The organism is Neorhizobium huautlense (assembly GCF_002968575.1).
Taxonomy (GTDB): Bacteria; Pseudomonadota; Alphaproteobacteria; order Rhizobiales; family Rhizobiaceae; genus Neorhizobium; species Neorhizobium huautlense.
Genome location: NZ_PVBM01000014.1, coordinates 85430 through 108077, shown reverse-complemented (window position 1 = coordinate 108077; position 22648 = coordinate 85430). Strand labels below are relative to the sequence as shown.

Annotated in this window: 12 protein-coding genes; 8 read left to right on the top strand and 4 right to left on the bottom strand. The window is 58.5% G+C overall.

The window, feature by feature from the left end; genetic code table 11:
- Positions 1-3 precede the first annotated feature (3 nt).
- The 5 genes from C5L12_RS16510 (at position 4) to C5L12_RS16490 (ending at position 4767) form a co-directional block, all read left to right on the top strand.
- On the top strand, positions 4-1002 hold the full coding sequence (locus C5L12_RS16510) for a glycosyltransferase family 61 protein (RefSeq protein WP_105373185.1): 999 nt from the start codon (positions 4-6) through the stop codon (positions 1000-1002).
- A 65-nt stretch (positions 1003-1067) separates the two neighbouring features.
- Positions 1068-1616: a serine O-acetyltransferase gene (locus tag C5L12_RS16505; RefSeq protein WP_245422944.1), complete on the top strand. Its 549-nt coding sequence runs from the start codon at positions 1068-1070 to the stop codon at positions 1614-1616.
- 27 nt (positions 1617-1643) lie between these two features.
- The gene (locus C5L12_RS16500) at positions 1644-3281 is read left to right on the top strand and encodes an AMP-binding protein (RefSeq protein ID WP_105373146.1); all 1638 of its coding nucleotides are present in this window, start codon (positions 1644-1646) and stop codon (positions 3279-3281) included.
- The gene (locus C5L12_RS16495; RefSeq protein WP_105373145.1) at positions 3278-3511 is read left to right on the top strand and encodes a phosphopantetheine-binding protein; all 234 of its coding nucleotides are present in this window, start codon (positions 3278-3280) and stop codon (positions 3509-3511) included. Before C5L12_RS16500 ends, C5L12_RS16495 begins: the two co-directional genes overlap by 4 nt.
- Positions 3511-4767 (top strand): type III PLP-dependent enzyme domain-containing protein, encoded by a 1257-nt coding sequence (locus C5L12_RS16490; RefSeq protein ID WP_105373144.1) that lies wholly within the window; start codon positions 3511-3513, stop codon positions 4765-4767. The genes C5L12_RS16495 and C5L12_RS16490 overlap by 1 nt, the downstream gene beginning before the upstream one ends.
- A gap of 6 nt (positions 4768-4773) precedes the next feature.
- Here the strand turns inward: C5L12_RS16490 and C5L12_RS16485 are convergent, their stop codons facing one another.
- Positions 4774-6216 (bottom strand): exopolysaccharide biosynthesis polyprenyl glycosylphosphotransferase, encoded by a 1443-nt coding sequence (locus C5L12_RS16485; RefSeq protein WP_245422942.1) that lies wholly within the window; start codon positions 6214-6216, stop codon positions 4774-4776.
- A 194-nt stretch (positions 6217-6410) separates the two neighbouring features.
- Between C5L12_RS16485 and C5L12_RS16480 the strand changes: the two genes are divergently transcribed.
- Complete coding sequence (locus C5L12_RS16480; protein ID WP_157949066.1) at positions 6411-8123, top strand: GMC oxidoreductase; 1713 nt, start codon at positions 6411-6413, stop codon at positions 8121-8123.
- A 29-nt stretch (positions 8124-8152) separates the two neighbouring features.
- Here C5L12_RS16480 and C5L12_RS16475 read toward each other — a convergent pair whose 3' ends face one another.
- Positions 8153-9355: a glycosyltransferase family 2 protein gene (locus C5L12_RS16475; RefSeq protein WP_245422940.1), complete on the bottom strand. Its 1203-nt coding sequence runs from the start codon at positions 9353-9355 to the stop codon at positions 8153-8155.
- A gap of 281 nt (positions 9356-9636) precedes the next feature.
- Between C5L12_RS16475 and C5L12_RS16470 the strand changes: the two genes are divergently transcribed.
- Positions 9637-10437 (top strand): WecB/TagA/CpsF family glycosyltransferase, encoded by an 801-nt coding sequence (locus tag C5L12_RS16470; protein ID WP_162712453.1) that lies wholly within the window; start codon positions 9637-9639, stop codon positions 10435-10437.
- 5 nt (positions 10438-10442) lie between these two features.
- Here C5L12_RS16470 and C5L12_RS16465 read toward each other — a convergent pair whose 3' ends face one another.
- Both C5L12_RS16465 and C5L12_RS16460 read right to left on the bottom strand, forming a co-directional pair.
- On the bottom strand, positions 10443-11093 hold the full coding sequence (locus C5L12_RS16465) for a 4'-phosphopantetheinyl transferase family protein (protein WP_105373140.1): 651 nt from the start codon (positions 11091-11093) through the stop codon (positions 10443-10445).
- A gap of 2 nt (positions 11094-11095) precedes the next feature.
- Entirely contained in the window at positions 11096-15706 is a 4611-nt protein-coding gene (locus tag C5L12_RS16460) for a MupA/Atu3671 family FMN-dependent luciferase-like monooxygenase (RefSeq protein ID WP_105373139.1), read from the bottom strand.
- A gap of 311 nt (positions 15707-16017) precedes the next feature.
- Here C5L12_RS16460 and C5L12_RS16455 point away from each other — a divergent pair, with 311 nt between their 5' ends.
- The gene (locus tag C5L12_RS16455; RefSeq protein WP_105373138.1) at positions 16018-22563 is read left to right on the top strand and encodes a type I polyketide synthase; all 6546 of its coding nucleotides are present in this window, start codon (positions 16018-16020) and stop codon (positions 22561-22563) included.
- Positions 22564-22648 lie beyond the last annotated feature (85 nt).

The following is a 22648-nucleotide window of genomic DNA, read 5'->3' as shown; positions in this document are numbered from 1 at the left end:
GGCATGCCTTTTCCAGACATAGAGGCGGTTGCCCCCGATCGCTGGACCATTGCGCCGGCCACCAAACGATTTATTCGCCCGGCAACATTTCTCCCGCATCATCTCGACAGGATCAAGGGTACAGAGTTTGGTTCCATCGCCGAGGTGTTGAAAGGTTTTCGGGGCAACTACGAAACGACACAGGAAGCGACGATCGGGTATCGGCTGAAGAATGTCGATTTAATCGACGGGGTGATCTACGCCCCAAAATCCTCCAAGAGCTTGAAACCACGCAGCCGCAGACTTCCACTTTACGCAGCTCCCAAGGAAGCGGCCAAGGGGGCTCTCTTCGAGAGCTGGGTCGGCAATCGCTGGTTTGGCAATTGGTTGTTGGACGACTGCCTGACCTATCCGTTGGCGGATGAATACGGCACTCCCGTAACCACCCGGCCAATTACACGCGGTCACGAGCCGCAGTATGCACGAAAGCTCAATCTGAAACCGGTCCATGTCGGCGACGTCCACTTCGATGAACTTATACTCTTCAGAGACAAGGGACAGAACGAAGGAAAGAGACGGCGGGCCATCCAGATCCGCGAGAAGCTCCTGGCGTCCGGGCCGTCGTTTCTGCATCACCCGGGTGTCTTCATCCTGCGGGGCAGCAAGGGCGACCATCGGATACTGTCGAACGAGATGGAAATAGCTCAAGGCTTCGCCTCAAAATATGGCTTTCAGATCATCGATCCGATTGCCTCCTCCGTTGACGACCTCATCCGGGCTTGCGCCGGGGCGCGAGTGGTTGCCGGCGTGGAAGGCAGCCAACTCGTCCACGGACTGACCGTCATGCCTCAGGATGCGGCACTGTTCGTGATCCAGCCGGCGGACAGGGTCGTTTCGGTTCTCAAGGTCATCACCGATCGGCAGGGCCAAAGCTTTGCCTTCGTCGTTGGCGAGGGGACCTGCGAGAGCTTCAGTGTCGGATGGGACGATATAGACCGTACCTTGGATATGGTGCTCAAATGATTTCACGGCTCCGTTTTTTGCATCCCCAATCCAATGCGGCCGGTGTTTCCGACGATTCCATACCCATGCGACCGGCGCCCGGATCTCTGCGGGAGCAGGTGCGAAAGGACTTCCACCGGCATGGAGGCAGAATTCTGAATGCCGGTTTCGTTACGTTGCTGGTCTATCGGTTTGGCCGATGGGCGAATGCTCGCAACAATCGGCTGGCCCGGCGGTCGGCTCAGAAGATCTACGGCGCGATCAGTATGGTCGTTTCGACTGTAACTCGCGTGTGGCTTCCGGCCCAGGTAACCCTCGGAGATGGGTTCCACATCATTCATGCCGAAGGCTCGATTTCCATTCACCCGGACGTCGTCATCGGGAAACGCTGCGGCATCATGCATAATGTGACGATCGGTACCAACATGATCGCCGGCGTGCCGAAGATCGGCGATGACGTGTTCATCGGCGTGAATTCTACCGTTCTCGGCAATATCCGCATCGGCGACCGTGTGCGGATCGGGGCCAATACCGCTGTGACCACGGATGTACCTTCGGACTCGATCGTCATTGGCTCGCCCGCCAAGATCTACCCTCGCCTCGGCCCGTTCGTACGGGGCGATGCTGATACCTGATGAAGCGGCCCTGTCGGAGGAATGGCCATGAATGCACTGACCACCAACTTCTATCAGCTCCTGGCAGACAACCTGGATGTGCGACCGGGCAAGCCGGCTATCGTCGACGGGCACCGGGCTGCGAGCTATGCCGCAATTGCGGCCGATGTGGATCGGCTGGCGGGTTATCTGCAAAGTCGGAACATCCGGCCGGGCGACCGAGTGATCGTGCATCTTCGCAAGAGTATCGCCGAAGTTACCGCCATGTTCGCGATCGCGAAGGTCGGAGCTGTCATCGTCAATGTCAATACCCAGTGGACTGTCGAGCAGCTCGACTATGTGGCCGCGGACTGCGGTGCGCGCGTGATGATCGTCGAGGCAAGGGTGGCGGAGGCGCTGGCGCCACGTGAACTTGCGAAAACGGTAGAGAGCATCCTGGTCAGAGGTAAGCCGTCGGCAGAAACTGGGTTCGATATGTGGGATCACCTTTCGGAAGACCTCTCGGGTGATGAAGTCCCGCGTCTCGACACGGAGCTTGCGATGATCATCTACACATCGGGTTCCACCGGCATGCCCAAGGGCGTAATGCTGACCCACCGGAACATCGTTTCAGGCGCTCGATCCGTGGCACGCTATCTGCAGTTGAGAGAAGACGACCGCTTGCTCAGCGTTCTGCCCTACAGTTTCGATTATGGCCTGAACCAGCTTACGACGATGATGCTCATGGGCGGTACGGTGGTGCATCAGGCTGTGCCGATGGCAGCGGAGATCGTCCTGACGATGCAGAAGCATCGCGTAACAGGGGTGGCCGCAGTGCCGCCGCTGTGGAGCCAGATCGTGCGTTTGCTGGCGGAAACGCCGACAGAATTCCCCGCATTGCGCCGGATTACGAATTCCGGCGGGAAAATTTCGCTCAACATCCTGCAGCAAATCCCGCGGCTATTTCCCGATGTGGATGTCTATCTGATGTATGGGCTGACCGAGGCTTTCCGGTCCACCTATCTGTCTCCGGAAAAATTTCAACGCAAGATGGGTGCCATCGGCCAAGCTATCCCTGGTGCCGAAGTCTATGTCATCAAACATGGCGAAGGTATTGCCCATCCCGGCGAGCAGGGCGAACTCGTCCACCGGGGTCCACTCGTGAGCCTTGGTTATTGGGGCAAACCGGAGGTGACGGAGCAGAAAATTAGGCCGTGTCCGGAGCTCTGGCACCTGATCGGAGACGAACCCGTCGTCTACAGCGGCGACATCGTCAGGGTTGATGCCGACGGCGATCTCTGGTTTATCGGCCGTAATGATGCGATGATCAAGACGAACGGCTTTCGCGTCAGCCCCGATGAGATCGAGGATCTTGTCTGCCGCAGCGGTGTAATCGCGGAGGCGGTCGCCTTTGGCGTGGAGCATGAAGATCTCGGCCAGGCCGTGCATGTGGCTATCCTTCCGGTCGGCAATTTTGATGAGGAAGCGCTGCTTCTCTACTGTCGGCGGGCTATGCCGTCCTACATGGTTCCGCGCCGCTTCCACATCTGGCCGGAGAGCATGCCGCGGACATCCAGCGGAAAAATTGCCCGGCCCGAAGTTGTGCGTCTTTGTCGCGAATGGATGAGTTGTGGCGGCGGCGTTCCGGCCACCGGTACTTCCAAAGCCAGGATCAACAGGAATCAGACTGAGGAGAATGTGCGATGAGCCTTACTTATGGGGCGTTGATCGGATATCTGCGGGACTCTCTGAGCATCAATGATGCCGACCGAGAAAGCGAGTTGTTTTCCTCCGGCCTGCTCGACTCGGTCTCGATGGTGAACCTTCTGGCCTTCATCGAGCAATCGACCGGAATTTCGATCCGTGCCGAAGACGTGACGCTCGAGAACTTCGATACGCCCGACCGCATTCTGCGCTTTGCCGAAGCCAGCGCTTGATGGATTACTCTTCGTCGCTGGATTTCTGGCTACAAAATGCGGCCGAGACGTTCGGCACGCCTTCCTATGTCTATGTCGCGTCGGCTATCGAACAACGGGCAGCCATGCTGCGGGCTGCGTTCGGCGACCGTTTCGCGTTGAGTTTCGCCGCCAAAAGCAATCCCAATCCGGCTGTGCTCGATTTCATGCGGCATCACGTGGAGTTCCTCGATGTCTCCTCGATCGGCGAGTTCAGAACGGCGCTTGCCGCAGGGTGGCTCCCGGAGAGGATCAGTTTCACCGGTCCCGGGAAGCGCGGCTTTGAGATCAGGGAAGCAATCGAAGGCGGCGTGGGTGAGCTGATTCTGGAATCGTTCCGTGAAGCCGTTTTGGCGGACGAGGCGGCGCGGAAGCTCCGCCGTGTCCAGCGTGTTCTCATCCGCATTGCGCCGCCGTCCGTTCCCAAGGGGTTTGGCGATCAGATGGCCGGCCGGCCTTCGGCTTTCGGGATAGATTGGGAAGTCGCGGCGGAACAGATTCCAAAGATCGCAAAGTTGGCCAATCTGCAGATCGTCGGCCTTCATATCTATTCGGGCACGCAATGCCTGAAGGCGGAAGCGGTCTGCGAAAATTACCGCAACTTTCTCAAGATATTCGGCGAGGCTTACAAGACTGGCCTGCCGCCCCCGGAAAAGCTGATTTTCGGATCAGGACTTGGTATTCCATATCACGACGGGGATCTGCCGCTTGATCTCGACGCCGTCGTTGCCGGCATTTCAACCGATCTCGACGCATTCACCTCGCGGCCACGGTTTGCAGATACGCGTCTGGTGCTCGAACTCGGACGCTATCTGATCGGCGAAGCCGGGTATTTCCTGACGCGTGTTATCGCCATCAAGGAGTCCCGTGGTGTGAGGATCGGCATCTGTGACGGTGGGATGAACAATCATCTGCCTGCCTCCGGCCATTTCGGAATGGTCATGCACCGCAACTACGCGATGCATAAGGTGGGAGGTTATGGCGAGCCGGAAAAAATCAATCTCGTCGGGCCTCTCTGCACCTCTATCGACCGGCTGGCGATCGGTGTCGTGCTGCCTCGGATAGAGGAGGGCGATCTGGTTGCCGTACACAACAGCGGTGCCTACGGACTGACGGCCAGTCCCATCCATTTCATCAGCCACGCACCGCCGTGCGAGGTTATGGTGGAGGCCGGCGGTCTGCGGGACATAACCTATATTCCCGCCTTGCCGTTGGCTGCCGGCTCACCGCCGATCTAACCTCCGTCAGTACGCTTTTCCCGTGTCCCAGATCTGGATCGACGTCCGGACGACAATCTTCATGTCCAGCCAAAATGACCAGTTGTTGATATACCAGAGATCATGGAAGATACGCTCTTCCATCTTTTCGATATTAGGGGTCTCACCCCGGCAGTTGTTGATCTGAGCCCATCCCGTCAATCCCGGTTTGACATGCCGCCGATAGGCGTATTTGGCGATCAGCGAGTCGTATAGGGCGTCATGGGCCAGCGCATGCGGACGCGGGCCGACGATCGACATTTCACCTCGGAGGACGTTCCAAAATTGCGGCAGTTCATCAATGCTCAATGTGCGGATGACTGCACCAATTCGGGTTACCCGTGGATCATTTCTGGTAGCCTGGCGAATGTCGTCGGTGTCTTCCATCACTGTCATACTGCGGAACTTGAGAATGCGGAAAGACCGGCCGCCATATCCTTTGCGAACCTGTCTGAAGAGGATGGGCCCCTTGGAATCCAACTTAATGGCGATCGCCACCACCATCAGAAGCGGAAGCAGTGAAACGATGGCGAAGAGAGAGAAGGCGATATCGAAGGCTCTCTTCGTGCCACGTTCGTAGAGGCTGAGCGGCGGGCGTTGCGTCTGGAAGGCAGTCATGCTGCCGATCTTGCGGGCGGGAGCATTGGTCAGCCGGCCAACCACACCGTCGAAGATGACGTTGACGGGCAATACAGAGCGCCGGAGTTCGCTGAGATAAAGCTCCAGGTTGGCGACATTCGGGTCACGCCAGACGATAAAAACCTCGTCAAGATGCTCAGCTTCGCTTTGCCACAACCGTTCCAAGGCGCTTGGGGAGAGCAGGCTGTCGCCGGACAGATGCAGGATCTGAACGAGGGTCATGCCGCTCGCCATGGCTTCATACTGCCAATGCTCGACCGGGAAATCCTCGTGGCAGACCAGGAGGACGCGCCTCATTCTAAAGTAGGCTGCAGCGGCAGCCGATGGCAGATACCAGTGCCAGAAGCAGCGCATCGAGATCAGACCGGCAAGTACGATCACCGCTGTAATGAGCATTGCTCCGCGCGAGTAGTTTTCACCAATCTTCAGGAAGAAGATCACCGTCAGCAGGAAGGCAAATATGCTCGGAACCAGGATGCAGATCAGCCGGATCTGCGGCCTGAGGAGTTGTATGCTTTCGGGGCTGTAGGCTTGGGCGCTGTGCATTGCAAGCAGGAAGATAGTCGACATGACGAGCCCGAGCCCGATGAAAAGCGACGGGTCGGGTGCTGAACCGAAAGCTACATATTGATAACCCGTGAAACCAATGGCCCATGCACCGAGGAGATAAATGAAATCCGCAACTGCGGCGACGTAGGCAATGCTGCGATATTCGAGGCCACTCCGTTGACGCGGCTGCTCAAGCGGCGTCTCGTACCTGCCTACAGTTGGTTCGGTTTGCGTGAACATCATCTTGAGCCCCCAGCCAGAAAGTATAGCTGAGGGAAGAAGCTCGGCAACGGGGGCAGGATACCTCCTAAGCATGATGTCCCTATTATCTACTTTTTGTATGAAGGAAACTGTATATAGTTATATTGAAGTGAGCGATCATTCGCTCGCGCAACCATGCGAACGAATTTCAACGTTTACACGAGTTTCATTTTATATTGTGGAATATCTGTAAGTATACTCAGTCTACCTCGGGTTATTCGATAGCAGCGCTGGCCTTTGCCGCCGATGGGGATCAGGCGGTTGATAGGCCTCGGCTTAGCTCTGATTGTGTTGGGGGCGTAATGGAGTTGGAATGGGACGTTGCCATTGTCGGCGCAGGGATGGGTGGCGCGGCAGTTGGTTATGCATTGGCCACAGCAGGACATCGGGTGCTGCTCATCGAGAAAGGTCTTGCGGAGTTTTCGCAAGACGATGACGACGATCCGGATACGTTCGATGAGGCGAGACGCCTGCGGAACGGACGATGGCCACACCAGATAACGGGTTCGGTCAATGCCCGTTCGGTCCGCTTTTTTCCCGCCCTTGGATGCGGTCTCGGCGGTTCGACGCTTCTCTATTCTGCAGCGCTGGAACGTTTTTCGCCCACCGATTTCAAGTCCGGCGAGGATCTTGGCCGGCCCATCTGGCCCACGGACTACAGAACTCTCGAACCCTATTACCAAATGGCGGAGCATCTTTTGCAGGTCCGAGGCACTCAGGATCCGCTGCAACCGAGATCGCATCTCGTCGAACCTCCGGTGATGACCAGATGCGATCAGCACTTCTTCGATTCGACCCAGTCGAATGGCATGCATCCCTATCGAGTCCATACCGCATGTCGGTATATTGAAGACTGCGGCAATTGCGGCGGTTCTATTTGTCACAAATCCTGCAAGTTCGATGCGCGGCGTGCATTCATTGAACCAGCTGTCGCGACAGGCAATGTTACCATCCTGGACCAGTGCAGCGTTGAAAAGGTCGAAGCCAACGGGGATTCGGTCACAGCCCTGTCCTGTCGGAAAGACGGTGAAGCTGTCACGATCGCGGCCAAATTCTATGTTTTGGCAGCCGGAGCACTATCGACGCCCTTGCTTCTTCTCAATTCCACCAGTGAATTTTGGCCAAACGGCGTGGCCAACACATCCGATATGGTGGGACGCTGTCTGATGTTCCATGTTTCGGATTTCTTTGCGGTCTGGCCACGTGGCCTGACCCGCGTCTCGGCGCCGGGGAAATCTATCGCCCTTCGTGATTTCTATGAACATGATGGAACGAAATTTGGTGTCATCCAGTCAACGGGTCTGACAGCCACTGCGAATAATGTTCTCCATTTTCTGAAATCCGCGATCGATCGCAACGGTTGGATCTGGTTCAAGCCACTCAAGCCTTTCCTTCGCATTCCCGCAATGATCGGAGCATTGATATCCGGCAAGGCGACGATATTCGCGTCGATAATGGAGGATCTCCCCTATCCGGAAAACCGCGTGAAACCCGATCCTCGGGAGCCGAACGGCATCTTTTTCGAGTACACAATTCACGAGGAGCTGCGCCAGCGGATTCAGGCATTCCGCCGTCACTATCGCCGGGCATTCAAGCGGCACCGGATGATGATCCTGGGCCCGGAGGTCAATCTGAACTATGGCCATGCCTGTGGGACCTGCCGTTTTGGTGCCGAACCCTCGAGTGGGGTCGTCGACGCCAACAATCGAACCCACGACCTCCCAAATCTCTATGTGGTCGACGCCTCTTTCTTCCCGACGAGCGGGGGAGCCAATCCGAGCTTGACGGTAGCGGCAAACGCGTTACGAGTCGGCGCGCATATTGCCGATGAACTTTTGAAGGTGGATGCGAAGTCGGGAGACGACGAGATTTCTCCTACACCTTGCTGAAATGGCTTCGGTATCCGTGCGGGATCTCGTCACATGCCCGTCGGCCGGTTTCGGTCAGTTCTAACCCATTGGGTGCTCACCGGTGCAAAGATGTGACGGGGATAGAGCCTCAGTTTGTCTGCTACATAGCCGGGGATCTGGATCATGGTGCGTAACGGAAGCACCGTTCTTCCGTGAAGCCACCAGATCACGATCAGCGTCATGCCGAAGATCAGGACATTTGCTATGCAGATCAAAAGTGGAAAGTTGAGCATGCCTGATGTTGCCAGGCCGGCGCTTGCGACGAGCGCCAGGAAAAGAAGCGCCGCCTGCAAAGTCAGGGGAGGTACGAGGGCATCCACTACCAACGCCAGATAATCTTTCTTTCTGAAAGTGCTGGCGCAGGTCAATGCCGAAAGCAGCGACCGGGTGAGGGCGAAGCGCCCGGTATCCCAACGCGATGCCTGGGCGCGCAGGCCGTCCCTGGAATAGGGAAACGTGCTCTTGACGACAGCCGCATCGCAGAAGAGGGCCGCATGGCCCGTGCAGGCCAAGTCCAAGCCGAGTTTCATGTCCTCCACCAGGTTGCCGTTCGCAAGTTGCGCGTTCTGCAATATGGTCCAGGGAAACGCCATGCCGGATCCGGTCAGCTGCGCCGGAAGGCCGAGCTTTGAGAGTCCAAGAAGCCTGATGCGGTTCTTGAGAAGAAAAGCGAATTCGGAGACGGCAAGATTTATGCCTGCATTGTGCGGTGCGATCATCAGATAGCGGGACTGCGAAGGCCGGTTTGTCGCGGCGGTCATGTAGGCCAGTTCATCCAGTGCTCCCGGCTCCAGCCAGCAGTCTGCATCGATCACGACGGCAACCTCGGGCGGCGCTTCGGCCAGATACCGGATTGCAGCAGCAAGCGCATAACCCTTGCCGCGATGGTCCGCATCGAAACGTTCGATCACCTCAACTTCGGCATCGCGGGCGAGGGACGCAGTCAGGTCGCTGCAATTGTCAGCCACCACTACCAGCCGATCCCCTTTGTGCATCTGTCTTTTGATATTCTGTACTGCGTCCAGGATTTGCAGTTCTTCGTTATGAGCGGGCACAATAATCCCAACCGTCGGCCTCACTGTTCCCCGTTGCCGCAATTTCCGTTGCACCCGGAGGCTGCTGGCGAAACACTCGACCGCAAGCACCGCAGTGGGAATCAGAAGGACTACGGACAATAAGATAACTACGGAATTCAATAGGTACTGCGACATGGCTTCGCCCCCCGCTGGCATCTCGAAGCCATAATAATCCAAAGGCGCAACGCGTGAGTTCGTCCGGACTACGACGTTTGAACGAAAGCGGCCTCATCCTTTTTAGGCTTGCAGACAAGGCTCGCAGCGGTCCTACACCCATTTGATGGGATTGGGCCAATTGAGCCTTCATGGCCGTAGAAGATACTATTTATCAAATAAAACCAAGTATTTAGATCCAACGGACTAGTCCGGTTGGCTGATGGTCTGTGTGGAGCTGAGCGTTAGAGGGGGCTAGATTCATGGCTGTTATTGAAGCAGCGCCATATGAAATGCAGCGTCCTGCCAGGAGCGGCAGGCGTAGCTTTCTAGGCGCCCCGTTCGATCTTATGACGCCTGCTGCTGTGTTGGACTTTGTAGCCAACAGCGGGCCGGAAACAGGGTTTCGCTACGTTGTGACACCCAACGTCGATCATGTGGTTCGACTGCGAGGAAATGCGCAAATCAGGCGTTATTACCAGCAGGCGTGGCTTTCGGTCTGCGATAGCCGCCCAATCGCCGGACTTGCACGGTTGCTTTTCCTGAGATTGCCTGTCGTTACCGGATCCGATCTTACAGCGAGCATCTTCAACTCGGTTATTCGAGATGGCGACTTGATAACGCTGATAGCTTCCGATGACGCCGTCGTGCGCGACATTCGTCTCCGGTATCCCAAAGTAAGGTTTCGTGCTCATCTGCCGCCCCAGGGGCTGTGGAACAATGAGGATGCTCTGCAAGCGTGCGTCGATTTTGCCGCTCGCGCCGAAGCACGGTTTGTCTTTATCGCAATCGGTTCTCCCCAGGCGGAGAAGATAGCTTATGAACTGTCGCGTCATCCAGACGCGCGGGGCATCGGACTATGCGTCGGCGCATCTCTGGAGTTTCTCGTCGGGACAAAAAAACGGGCGCCGATCTGGATGCAGCATCTCGGCCTCGAATGGCTGCACAGACTTACGACCGATCCAAAGAGGTTGTGGCGGAGATATGCCCACGCAGTTCTGCCGCTGGTAACTCTTTTCTATCATGAGGTGACTGGACGAGGGCCGCGGCTTGGTCCGTACTGAGGCGGCTAACGGACAATCATGCCGGCGACGACGTGGCCCTCATGGAATCTGATGCTTCCGCGCAGGCGATCGGCGAGCCGGAAAGGCGGAACCTCGTGGTCGAAATATGCTGCAAATGCCTCCTCTGCGAGGCTTAGTTCTATGTGCACCGCCTCAAACCCGAACATCCTTCTTGTAAGCTGATACTGACATTTATAGGTGCATTCTTTTGCACTGAAAATTGCTTTCAGCAGCTTGCCGCGTTTGCTCGAGGGTTGCTGATCCAGCCAATCGCGCTCGCGTGATGTACAAATCTCCTCTGCAAAAAAATCATCAAGCGGTGTTTCCTCTTCCACGTCCAGACCGACGGCCTTGATGCCATCCGAATGCCGCGCGACGGCGGCGGCGCACCGGGTCGACGAGTGGCTGATGCTTCCGGTAATGCCGAGCGGCCAGATCGGCGCGCGATCGGGCCCGATGGGTATCGCCATTTCGGGCAGTCCCAATTGTCTCATGGCCTCTCGGGCGCAGGAACGGCCGGCGGTAAATTCCCGCAGCCGACGTTTGAACGCGCCGACCATTGCCAGCCGCTCTTCCGGATAAAGCGTTGCGGTGTCTTCGCTGAGAGTCGATTCCGCTACCGAGACAGAAGCATCAAATATGCCTTTGAGCAGCATCGCTAGACTTTCGTGTCCGCGCCGACCACGGTAAGGCGCCGGTCGATCATGTTTCTGCGCAGTGCGGCTCGTTCGGCCACCTTGCTCAATTGCGATTGAGCTTTCCCTTTGCCGGAGATGTGCTCGGCCAGGAGGGCGACCGTCGGGAAACGGAAGAGGTCGGTAATCGTCAGGTCCGGCGCGAGCCTGGCCTTCATCTCCCGATGCACCTGTACCGCGAGAAGCGAATGCCCGCCCAGAGCAAAGAAGTTATCGAATATGCCGACCTTCTCCAGGCCGAGGGCCCGGCCGAACACTTCGCTGATCTCGCGCTGCAGGTTGTTGGACGGCTCGATGAACGTGACGACGGGCGAGGAAACCTTTTCCACGGGGGGAGGTAGCCTGTTGCGATCTACTTTGGCGTTTGGCGTCAGCGGAAACGCCTCCATCGTGACGACATGCGAGGGAACCATCACATCGGGCAGCGCTTCCGCAACATGAGCCCGCAAACTCTGTCCGCAGACTTCTTCTCCGTCGGTTCTGATGTAAGCGACAAGGCGAACATCGCCTGGAGTGTCCTTGCGGGCCACGACGACGGTTTCCCGGATGCCTGGGAATGTCGCAATCCGGGCTTCGATCTCGCCGAGTTCGATGCGGTGACCGCGAATCTTGACCTGGTGATCCGTTCGACCGAGGAAGTGGAGGGTCCCATCTCGGTCGAAACGGGCAAGATCGCCCGTCCGGTATATCCGGCCTTCCGCAAAGGGGTTTGCTAGGAAGCGCTCGTTGGTCAGCTGCTCGCGGTTTAAGTATCCCCTCGCGACGCCGTCGCCGCCGATATAAAGCTCGCCGATATCACCCGGCGGAACCGGCCTCAGCGCGCCATCGAGGACGTAGAGTTGGGTGTTAGCAATCGCACGGCCGATGGGAACGATGCCTGTTGCGGGCCCGGCGGTAAATGTCGAGGACCATATAGTAGTCTCCGTCGGGCCGTACATGTTTTCAATGGTTGCATCCGTGACCGTTCCCAGGGCCGCGAGAAGCGACCCCTGCAACGCTTCGCCGCCCAAGAAGACGTGGCTGATGTCACTCAGCGCTGCCCGGTCTTCATCGACCATCATGAACATACGCGCCATCGACGGTGTGCACTGCAGATGCGTAACTCTGTGCTTGCGGATCGCCTCGGCGAAGCTCTCGACGGGGTCATCGCCTGCAGGTTTCTTGCTGGCTTTCACAACTTCCGACAGTAACGAAAGCCGTCCCAGAACGGTCTCATCAGGCAGGCCGAAATCGATGAGGCAGGCGATCTCGTCGACGCCAATTGCGCCGACCTCCGCCAATCGTTCCAGTGCGTCCTCGACGGTTCCGAAGAGGCCGCTGTCTTCAAAATAACGAAGGAAAGCAAATTCCAGGATGGCGTCCATCTCATCCGGGGCGAGCGACTGCAGATCGATGTCCATCGGCTGGGCGACGCCCTGCGGTTTCTTGAAGGCCGGGAATGCCCATGCGTATTGCTTGATCAGAGCGGCAGCACTGCGCAGATAGTCTTTCATCGGACCGCGGGCCAACTCCCGTACCTCTTCCCGCTCGTTTCCGAGAAGCGTGTGAAGCATCAGCGTCACCTTGTAGTGGCTCGGATTGCGTCCGACCTCGACAAGCGTCTCCCTGTATATCCGGATCTTCTCGGCCAGTTCCTCGACCGACTGCCCGAGCAGGTGCGTCAAAACGTTGGCGCCGAGCCTCGCAGCCTCCCGATAGGTTTCCGGGTTGCCGGCCGTCGTCAGCCAGACGGGGAGTTCCTTTTGAACGGGCCGGGGTTGGGTAACGACGCCCGCCATGCCGCCGCCGAAGTCAAAATCCACCTTGTCGCCCCGCCACAATTTGCGGACGGTTTCGATGTCGCGCATCAGGCTTGCCTTGTTCTTCGGAGGGGCATTTTCCGGCCGCAGCACGAAATCTTCCGGCATCCAGCCCGAGGCGAAGGCAAGAGCGACCCGGCCATTGCTGAGATTGTCGATGATGGCCCATTCCTCGGCCACACGCACGGGGTGATGAAGCGGCAAGACGCAGCTGCCGGCGCGGATCGAAAGATTTTTGGTGACAGCGGCGACGGCCGCGCCGGTCACGGCAGGGTTCGGATAAGGGCCGCCGAATGCGTGGAAATGCCGTTCCGGCGTCCAAATGGAATTAAAGCCGTTGGCATCGGCAAATTTTGCTCCCTCGAGGAGTAGCCGGTATTTTTCGGGGCCGGCTCCGCCATCGTTCCCCCAATAGAACAGGCCAAAATCGAGATCGGCGGTTCTTCCCGAAACGGTTGCGCCTCGCGCCTTGGCCTCGATCACCTCGGACGAATGGATCACCACCTTGAAGCCGCGCGCAAGGGTCCAGAAAAGCTCCAGCACGGAGATGTCGAAAGAAAGGCTGGTGACGGCGAGCCAGACATTCTGCCTGTCCGTCTCACGCGGAACCCGTTCGTCCATACCTATGAAGAAATTGACGACGTTTCGATGTTCGATCATCACGCCTTTCGGCAGGCCGGTCGAACCTGAGGTATAGATGACATAGGCGAGATTGTTTGAAGCAACTCCACTCGTCGGACGTTCCGCAGATGCCTTGCTTCTGAGAATGTCGTCGACGCAGAGAAAGCTGGCCTCGGCGAGAATTGGCGACTTTGCCAGGCTCCGTTCCGTCAGGACGAGCTTCGCACCGCTATCCTTGATCATGAATGCCAGCCGGTCAGCTGGAAAATGCGGATCGAGAGGAATATAGGCACCCCCGGCCTTCATGATGGCCAGAGCGCCGACAACGAGGTCCACGGATCGCGGCAGATAAAGACCGACGCTGATATCCGGCCCAACGCCCTGCGCAATGAGTGCCTGCGCAATCCGGTTCGCGCGCTCGTCCATTTCACGATAGGTCAGCGTGCGGCCGCGAAACGCAATAGCTTCCGCGCCGGGCGTGCGCTCGACCTGACGTTCGATGAGTTCGTGGACACAGGCTGTCGTTTCGTATTCCCGCTCCGTCTTGTTCCAGTCGTAGAGGATGATCTTCGCGTCTTCATCCGACATCAAAGGCAGATCCTGCAGTATTGCGCCGGTCTTGAAGGCGTCGGCCAAAACGTGCAGGGCCTTTGCCAGATCCTCCACTTGCCGGTCGTCGATGCGCGTCCGATCGTAGTGAAGATCGGTGCCGTTCTCGCGCAGGCAAAAAGTCAGGGCACACCCCGATATCGCTCCGCCCTGGCTTGGATCGGTTGTGTTCCTGATACCAATCGTTAGGTCCGGGGGGACAATGCCTGGATAACGATCGGGAAGGTCACGGCAGTAACCCTTGCGTTTACCGATTTCGGCCAGTTTTCGATCGAGCTCTCCCGCCAAGTCATCGGTTGCCCGGTGGCCCGCAGTATCGATATGCAACGGCACTGACTGGGCGAAATAGCCGGGATGGCGTTTTGAGAGATCCGCGAGACCATCATCCTGATAAGCGACATCGAAAGCCGGCTGTCCCGAAAAACGCGCCAGGAAGGCCAGGAGGATTGCCACCCGTTCATTCCTCGCAAGCCCAATCGGAAAAGAGAGGGACTTTAAGCGAATATCGGGCGCCTGCTCCGATGCCTTGATCTGGGGCAGGGAGAGGTCGATTGATGTTTCAAGCGCCCGGCGAAAGAAGCCTTCATGCCGCGAGAGATCCGCCACTGTCTCCGAGAGCGCGATCGTTTCCGGTTCTCCGGGAACAAGTAACCGATCGCCGGGGCGTAAGACTGAGGAAAGCGCAATTCTGTCTGCGGCGGTTTTCCGGAATCCTTCCAGCAGGACGGGTACGTCGCCGGTTCCCACCGTGACACCGTGCGCGCCGACCGACATGACAAGCCCGGGCTCACCGTTCATCTCTCCTTCGAGCACGCGGAAATGGGCGACGGTGAAGACCTCGTCACCGAGACGAACCTTAGGCGTGGCGAGTGGATTCAGATATCCGCTTCCGAAGTCCAAACCCCGCACGAGGCGGGAAAGGGCCTTTGCGGACGAAGAAAAATCAAGGGTTGCAGCGCCAGCCGGGCGCTTGAGGCGTTCATAATAGACGCGGGTGCCGAAATCCTGCCGGCGCGGTGCCAAGACGCCTCGCTCGATTGCATCGAGCATCGTGGAAAAAGTTGCGATGCCGGCTTCGAAACACTTGGTATTCAGTGTCAGCGCGGTGTCGTTGCCGGATATATCGAAGCCCTGCTGGGCATAGATATCGCCCTCGTCGATCCCTTCATTGATCGCATGCCAGGTGACGCCGTGATGGTCGTGACCTTCCAAAATCGCCCAGGCGGGCGTGTTGAGCCCTGCCATCTGGGGCAGCAGGCCATCATGGAAGTTCGCGGCACCGCAGCGGGCGTGTTGCCAAACCGGACGAGGAACAATGGTCAGATTGGCAATGCTGAAAAGCCAGTCGTACGAGATATCGGCGAGGCTGGAGGCGTAGTCGCTTTGGAGGCTGACAGCGAAAATCTCCTCAACCTCGGCCCATCGTCTGACCGGTCCGCTTGATGTGACGACTGCCTGAACCCTGTGCCCGCGCGCCTTAAGGATCTCGGCGCATTGGACGAGCAACGACCCGTCACCGATCAGAACACATGTTAACTCGCCCATGAAGCTCATCCCCGTTCTGTTGTGTCGAAGGAACTCCGATAGAACCGGGGGGCGGTACAAATTTCAACATGCGCCGGGCCAGCCATCCGGATGATCGCGACTAAGCTTGAATTGCAGGGGGCATCGGCACCTCCGTCTTTTGAATGATGCCGGCTCCCAAAGACGTAATTGCGATTGCGTCAGCGCTGGCAGCACACTGAACATGGCGAGTGGACGCTCGCGGACATTTTTTGAAGGGAAGTGGAACATAGCCCATGGGTCATTGCACATGACATCCTCGGGCCGCGTTCATCCGGGGTGGGGCGTTATCGATGCTTGAAGGGGCCAACCAGATCTCAGCTGGCGATATAGCAATTGTCGGCATGGCTTTGAGAGTACCGGGCGCCCGAAATGTAGATGAGTTCTGGAAGAACCTGCGAGGTGGAGTGGAATCCATCCGCACGTACTCACCGGAAGAACTGGTAGCCGCCGGAGAAGATCCCGGGCGCATCCATCATCCCAACTACGTGCCCCGCGGCGCCGAGCTTCCCGACATGGAAATGTTCGATGCAGAATTCTTCGGTCTGAATCCGAAGGAAGCCGCTATCATGGACCCTCAGCATCGCCAGTTTCTGGAATGCGCCTGGGAGGCCATGGAGGATGCCGGCCGGACCCCCACCCCGCATGCCCACTCCGGTCCGGTCGGCATTTTTGCCGGTTGTGGCATGGGTAGCTATTTCTTCTTCAACGTCTGCAGCAATCGCAACCTTGTCGATCAGGTCGGCATGTTCCTGCTGCGCCATACGGGCAACGACAAGGATTTTCTCGCCACGCGGGCATCCTTCACCTTTGATTTACGCGGCCCGAGTGTGAATGTGCAGACAGCTTGCTCGACCTCGCTCGTCGCCACGCACTACGCCTGCCAGAGCCTCATCTCCGGTGAATGCGACATGGCACTCGCCGGTGGCGTGACAATCGAGTTTCCGCATCGGCACGGGTACCTGTTCCAAGAGGGAGAGATTCTCTCGCCGGATGGACACTGCCGCGCGTTCGATCACCGTGCAGCCGGAACCGTATTCGGGAGTGGCGTCGGGGTCGTGGTTCTGCGTCGACTTTCCGATGCCTTGCGCGATGGAGATGTCATCCACGCCGTCATCAAAGGAACCGCGGTCAACAATGACGGAAACAGCAAGGCCGGCTACCTGGCGCCCAGCGTCAGCGGGCAGGCTGAGGCCGTGCTTGAAGCCCATGGGTTGGCCGGCGTTGGGGCGGAGACGATCCAATATGTGGAGTGTCACGGTACGGGTACCTTCCTGGGAGACCCGATCGAGATCGAGGCTTTGACCGCGGCTTTCCGCCAGAGCACCGACAAAACAGGTTTCTGCCATGTCGGGTCGGTCAAATCGAATATTGGCCATCTGGACACTGCCGCCGGCGTCGTGGGCCTCATCAAGGCAGTTCTGGCGATCAAGCATGGTGAAATCCCGCCGACACTTGGCTTCGAGCGCCCAAACCCATCCATCGACTTTGAGAGAAGCCCCTTCCGGGTCAACAGCAAGCTGCTGAAATGGCCTCAGATATCGGGGTCGCGCCGCGCCGCTGTGAACTCTCTCGGCGTGGGGGGCACAAATGCCCACGCCATATTGGAGCAGGCTCCGTGCCGCTACCTGCCCGCAAGCGAGACGGTGGGTTCCCAGGCGGACGACGCGGATCCGCTGCTCCTGTTTCTTTCCGCCCGTCAGCGCAAGACGCTTGATGCAATGACTGAGCGGCTTGCTTCTACAATATCGAGCCAGCCGGATATTTCGCTGGACGACGTCAGTTACACCCTGCGCCATGGCCGCAGGCACTTCGATCATCGCATGGTGCTTGCTGTCCGCAATCGGCAGGATGCCATAACGGCGCTTTCAAATGCGGCGAGCCGAGGTTTTGTTCATCAGCATGTACCGGCCCAATCCGGCACCGTGTTCCTTTTCCCTGGTGGCGGCGTCCAATATGTCGGCATGGCCAAACGGCTCTATTCGGAAGATCCGAAATTTCGCTCGACGGTCGATGAAGGCCTTTCCTACCTGCCAACCGATGTGGCGGCCCGGATCCGGAAAACCTGGCTGGTGGAGGGGAGCTCCGCCGCAGCGGAAGCCTTCCTTCGCCCCTCGCTCCAGCTCCCGGCGATCCTGATTGCGGAGATCGGCCTGGCTCGGTTGTGGATGGGGTGGGGCGTCAAGCCACAGGCTCTGATCGGCCATTCCATGGGCGAGAACGCTGCGGCATGCGTGGCGGGCGTGATGTCGTTCCAGGATGCAGTGCACCTCGTGCATCTGCGCGGCCAGCTGTTCGAGACAATTCGTCCGAGCGGTATGCTCAGCGTGCCGATCGATCGGGAAAGGCTCGCAGAACTCCTGCCGCCGTCGCTTGACGTGGCCTCGATCAATGCTCCGTCGCTCTGCGTCGTTTCCGGCCTCAATGAGGATCTCGAAGCGTTTCGGGAAACTTTGGCGAAACAGGGTATCGATGCGACACGCGTTCCCATCAACATCGCCGCGCATTCCCGTCTGGTCGACCCCATTCTCAAGCCGTTCGAGACCTTTCTTCGTAGTATTGCTCTTCGCGCTCCGACAATCCCGATCCTATCGAATCGTACGGGCTTGCCGCTCAGCGCCGAAGAGGCGACCGACCCGATGTATTGGGTCGGTCACCTTCGTTCGACCGTTCATTTTGCTGACGGATTGGCGACGCTTTCGGCCGATCCCGGATTGGTCTATATCGAGGTGGGCCCCGGGCGCGTCCTGTCGTCGCTGACAAAGGCGCAAGGCTCCGTCCCGGCGAACCAGGTCATCAACAGCCTCCCGCATCCGGACGAGAATACGGACGACAGACTTTATTTTCTCTCAGCCGTCGGCAGGGCCTGGGCCGTGGGGATTGAAGTCGACATAGACCGCATTTGGGAGGGACGTTCTCCCCGACGTGTCCGGCTGCCGACCTACCCGTTCCAGCATCGGCGGTTCTTCATTGACCGCGCGGCCGTCAGCAATAATCAACAGGCTGCCGAGTCTATTCTCTCCAAGGAGCCGGATATCGAACGGTGGGGGTATCGTCCCGCCTGGAAGCGGACACTGGCAGACTATGAGCCCGGTAACGAGAAGGATTGCCAATCATGGCTTTTCTTCCTCGACGAGGGAGGTTTTGGCCTTCGGCTGGTCGAGCGGCTTCGCTCGGAAGGCCACCGTGTCGTGACCGTATCTTTGGGCGACGCCTTCGTTCGTCACGGTTCAGAAGCGTACATGCTTTGCCCCGAATTCGGGCGATCAGGATATGACGCATTGATCGCCGGGCTTGCAGCTGACAAGAACCTTCCGACCAGTATCGTCCATATGTGGCTTCTTACGCAGCAGGAGACCTTCCGGTCCGGTTCGAACTTCTTTCATCGCAATCAGGAATGCGGTTTCGACAGCCTGCTGCACCTCGCTCAAGCCCTGGGTGAAGCGGGCGGGACCGCAGATGTTCACTTCACGCTCGTGACCAACGGAATGCATCAGGTGGGCGACGAGCCGTTGCCTTATCCGGAGAAAGCCACGATCCTCGGCCCGGGTCTCGTCATGCCCAAGGAGATGGCCGGCGTTACCGTCAAGGTGATCGACGTCGATCTGCCGCGAGATGGGGGGGAAGGCAAGACCGGCTTCTTCTCCCGCCGGAAAGGCAAAGGCTCCGGACAGGGGATGTTGGGCGAGTCGTCGCTCGTTGAGCAGCTTTGGGAAGACCTTCATGCCAAGCCCGGGTCCGAGCTGGTCGCTTACCGCAACGGGCGTCGCTGGACCCAAATCCATCAACGGATGTCATTAAGAGAGATAGCGCCGGAGGGGACAAAGCTCCGCCGGCATGGTGTCTATTTCGTCTCCGGCGGCTTGAGTGAGATCGCTCTTGCGCTCGCCGGAAAGCTTGCGAGCCAGTTCCAGGCGCGCCTCGTCCTGGTGGGCCGGATAGCTTTGCCGCCGCGTGAAGAGTGGGATTTCTACGAACGCACCCATGGCCATGACAATATCCGAAGGGCGGTTTCGGCGATCCGAACTATGGAGGAAAAGGGCGCAGAGGTGCTTTATCTCCAGGGCGACGTCGGCAATCCCGAACAGATGGCGCAGGCGGTAGAAATGTCGCTTGTGCGTTTTGGCGAAATAAACGGCGTGTTTCATGCGGCCGGCACGGTGGATGATGGCCTTATCCAAACGAAAACACGGGAGAGTATCGATCGGGTTCTGACGCCAAAAGTGCTCGGCACGACGGTACTTGATGCGGTCTTCGAACACGTGAAGCTCGATTTCTTCCTGATGTTCTCGTCCACCAGCACCGACGTCGTGCGAGCCGGCCAAGTCGACTATGTTGCCGCAAACGCCTATCTCAATGCATTTGCGCAAAGCCGGTCACGCCGAACCGATCGGGCCACCATCGCCCTTCATTGGGGGGTCTGGAACGAGGTCGGGCTTGCGGCCCGCGCCTTGGGTCTGGCAGTCGATCAAGACCGTGTGCGGCCTGTTGCCGGGCCGGCGTCCGGCCCATTTTTCCAACACTGGGCGGAGGACGAGACCGGAACGCCGTGGCTCGAGGCAACGATCGGCCCACAGACCGAATGGATGCTGAACGAACACCGGCTGGTTTCAGGTCAAGCCGTGATGCCCGGTACGGGCTATCTCGAACTGATTGCGCAGGCGGCGCGGGAGTACGGATTGCCGTTGCAGGCCGATATGGAAGATCTCGTCTTTCTGAAGCCGCTGGTCTTCGCCGACGGAGACACCAAGACCCTACGGGTTCGGCTTGAACCGGTCGGGGAGCGTTTTCGTGTCGCCATCGTCGCCGGGCCGGCAGAAGGCGGCGAAACGGCTCTTTTCGTCAAGCATGCCGAAGCAACGCTCACGCCCCGAGAAGTGCAAGAATCTCGCGTTGTCGATCTTCCGGCGTTGGCCCTTTCATTTGGGGAAAGGCGCGTGGCGGTTGGCGACGAGACGTTGCGGGCCGTGCAGGAGAACCACATCCGGTTTGGTCCCCGTTGGGCAGTTCTTCACTCGGTGGCGATCCACAAGCGCGAAGCCCTTGCCGAATTGCGTTTGGATTCCTGCTTCGCGGAAGATCTAACGAAAGGCATGGTCCTGCATCCGGCGCTCCTGGATATCGCAACCGGTTTCGCGTTGGAACTCGCGGCGGGCTATGCCGCCGCAGCTGGCCTCTGGGCACCTGCCGCCTATGGACGAATAGCGCTCTACAAGCCGCTTCCGGCTGAAATCATCAGCCATGTCCGCCTCTCCGACAGCAGCGATCTCGGCGAGGGATATGCCGCCTTCGATGTGATGATCATGGATCGGCTGGGCAATCTTGTCTTCGAAGCTGAGCGATTCGTCATGCGTCGGCTGGAAAGCGATGTTGCGCTTGGAATATCTCATCCAGAGGTGCCAACGGCTTCTCATAAAAAACATGCAACGCCGTCCCCGGCTCTGTTGAAGCTCGGCACACAGGTCAGAAACGGCATCCTCCCCGAAGAGGGCTTCACAGCACTTCTGCGTGCGCTGGGGACGTCAGAACCGCAGCCGATCATCAGTTCGATCGATCTTGAATTGTTGCGGAACTGGGTTGCTGCAACCGCCGAGCCGGCAGCGCCGACCGGCGACAATTTCGAAAGACCTGACCTCGACAGTGAATTTGTAGCGCCGCGCAATCCGATCGAGGAGACACTGGCCGGATATTGGCGCGAACTTCTCGGCATTGCCAGGATCGGCATTCACGACGGCTTCTTCGATGTGGGAGGGCACTCGCTGATCGCAGTTCGACTCTTCCGCATGATCAAGAAGGAATACGGGTTGGACCTGCCGATCTCGATGTTGTTCGAAGCGCCTACCATTGCCCAATGTGCCGAACGCATTGCTGCCGAGCGACCGCAAGGAAACGAGACAGTCCGGCCAGAAACGAAGGCAGCAGAAGTTTCGAGGAGTAAACCACTTCACCTGGTCTTGATGAATCCTGGCCGCAATGCCGAAGCGGCTCCCTTGTTCATCTGCGCGGGCATGTTCGGCAACATCTTGAACCTGCGCCATCTGGCGATGTGCATGGGCGCGGACAGGCCTGTCTACGGACTCCAGGCACGCGGGCTCTACGGGGACAACGAGCCGCATCTCACTTTCGAGGAAATGGCCGCCGACTACATCGCCGAGATTAAAACGGTACAGCCGCATGGGCCGTATCTGCTCGCCGGATATTCGGGCGGCGGCATAGCCGCCTATGAGATTGCCCGTCAGCTGGTGGAGGCGGGCGAACAGGTTGCGCATGTGGTCATGCTGGATACGCCCCAGCCGAGGGAGCCGGAACTGGCCTTCCTAGACCGGGTGGTGATGAAAATGCAGGATATCCGCCGCCACAAGAGGAATTATCTCGGAAAATATCTCCGCGACCGCCGGCGCTCCCGGGCTGAAAACCTTGCCAGGCAAGAGGCCGAACGGCAGGTCGGCACAACGGAGCATTTCAACAACGAGAAGATCGAGATGGCGTTCCGACGAGCTGCCTTCCAGTATCAGGTAAAGCCGTATGCGGGTTCTGTCACGCTCTTCCGTCCCAAGCCGGCCGTCTTCTATCGCCTCAGCGGAGGACGTTGTCTCAGGGAGAACCGCGCCATTCTGCTGCCGGACAACGGCTGGAGCGAGCATGTCGGCGCCTTGAGGGTTTCGGAGGTGCCGGGCGATCACGACAGCATGGTCCTGGATCCCTATGTCCGCGTCCTCGCGGAGCGGATGCGTGCGGTCGTGGCCGACGCTGCGGCAAACTCTGGGATAAGAACGGATGCCTCACACGCCCGCGATGGAGAACGGGTCGAACCGCAACAGGTCATCGAACTTGCATAGTGCTCCTATTTTGCATCCGCAGGTGCAAGGAGCGAGGAGATTCCTTTGGCCGAAGCAGTGACTTCCCGTGACTGGCAACCGGAGC

Coding starts and splice junctions, on each gene's coding strand:
- C5L12_RS16510 (WP_105373185.1), top strand. CDS start 4: ATGCCTTTTCCAGACATAGAGGCGGTTGCCCCCGATCGCTGGACCATT.
- C5L12_RS16505 (WP_245422944.1), top strand. CDS start 1,068: ATGCGACCGGCGCCCGGATCTCTGCGGGAGCAGGTGCGAAAGGACTTC.
- C5L12_RS16500 (WP_105373146.1), top strand. CDS start 1,644: ATGAATGCACTGACCACCAACTTCTATCAGCTCCTGGCAGACAACCTG.
- C5L12_RS16495 (WP_105373145.1), top strand. CDS start 3,278: ATGAGCCTTACTTATGGGGCGTTGATCGGATATCTGCGGGACTCTCTG.
- C5L12_RS16490 (WP_105373144.1), top strand. CDS start 3,511: ATGGATTACTCTTCGTCGCTGGATTTCTGGCTACAAAATGCGGCCGAG.
- C5L12_RS16485 (WP_245422942.1), bottom strand. CDS start 6,216: ATGATGTTCACGCAAACCGAACCAACTGTAGGCAGGTACGAGACGCCG.
- C5L12_RS16475 (WP_245422940.1), bottom strand. CDS start 9,355: ATGTCGCAGTACCTATTGAATTCCGTAGTTATCTTATTGTCCGTAGTC.
- C5L12_RS16470 (WP_162712453.1), top strand. CDS start 9,637: ATGGCTGTTATTGAAGCAGCGCCATATGAAATGCAGCGTCCTGCCAGG.
- C5L12_RS16465 (WP_105373140.1), bottom strand. CDS start 11,093: ATGCTGCTCAAAGGCATATTTGATGCTTCTGTCTCGGTAGCGGAATCG.
- C5L12_RS16460 (WP_105373139.1), bottom strand. CDS start 15,706: ATGGGCGAGTTAACATGTGTTCTGATCGGTGACGGGTCGTTGCTCGTC.
- C5L12_RS16455 (WP_105373138.1), top strand. CDS start 16,018: ATGCTTGAAGGGGCCAACCAGATCTCAGCTGGCGATATAGCAATTGTC.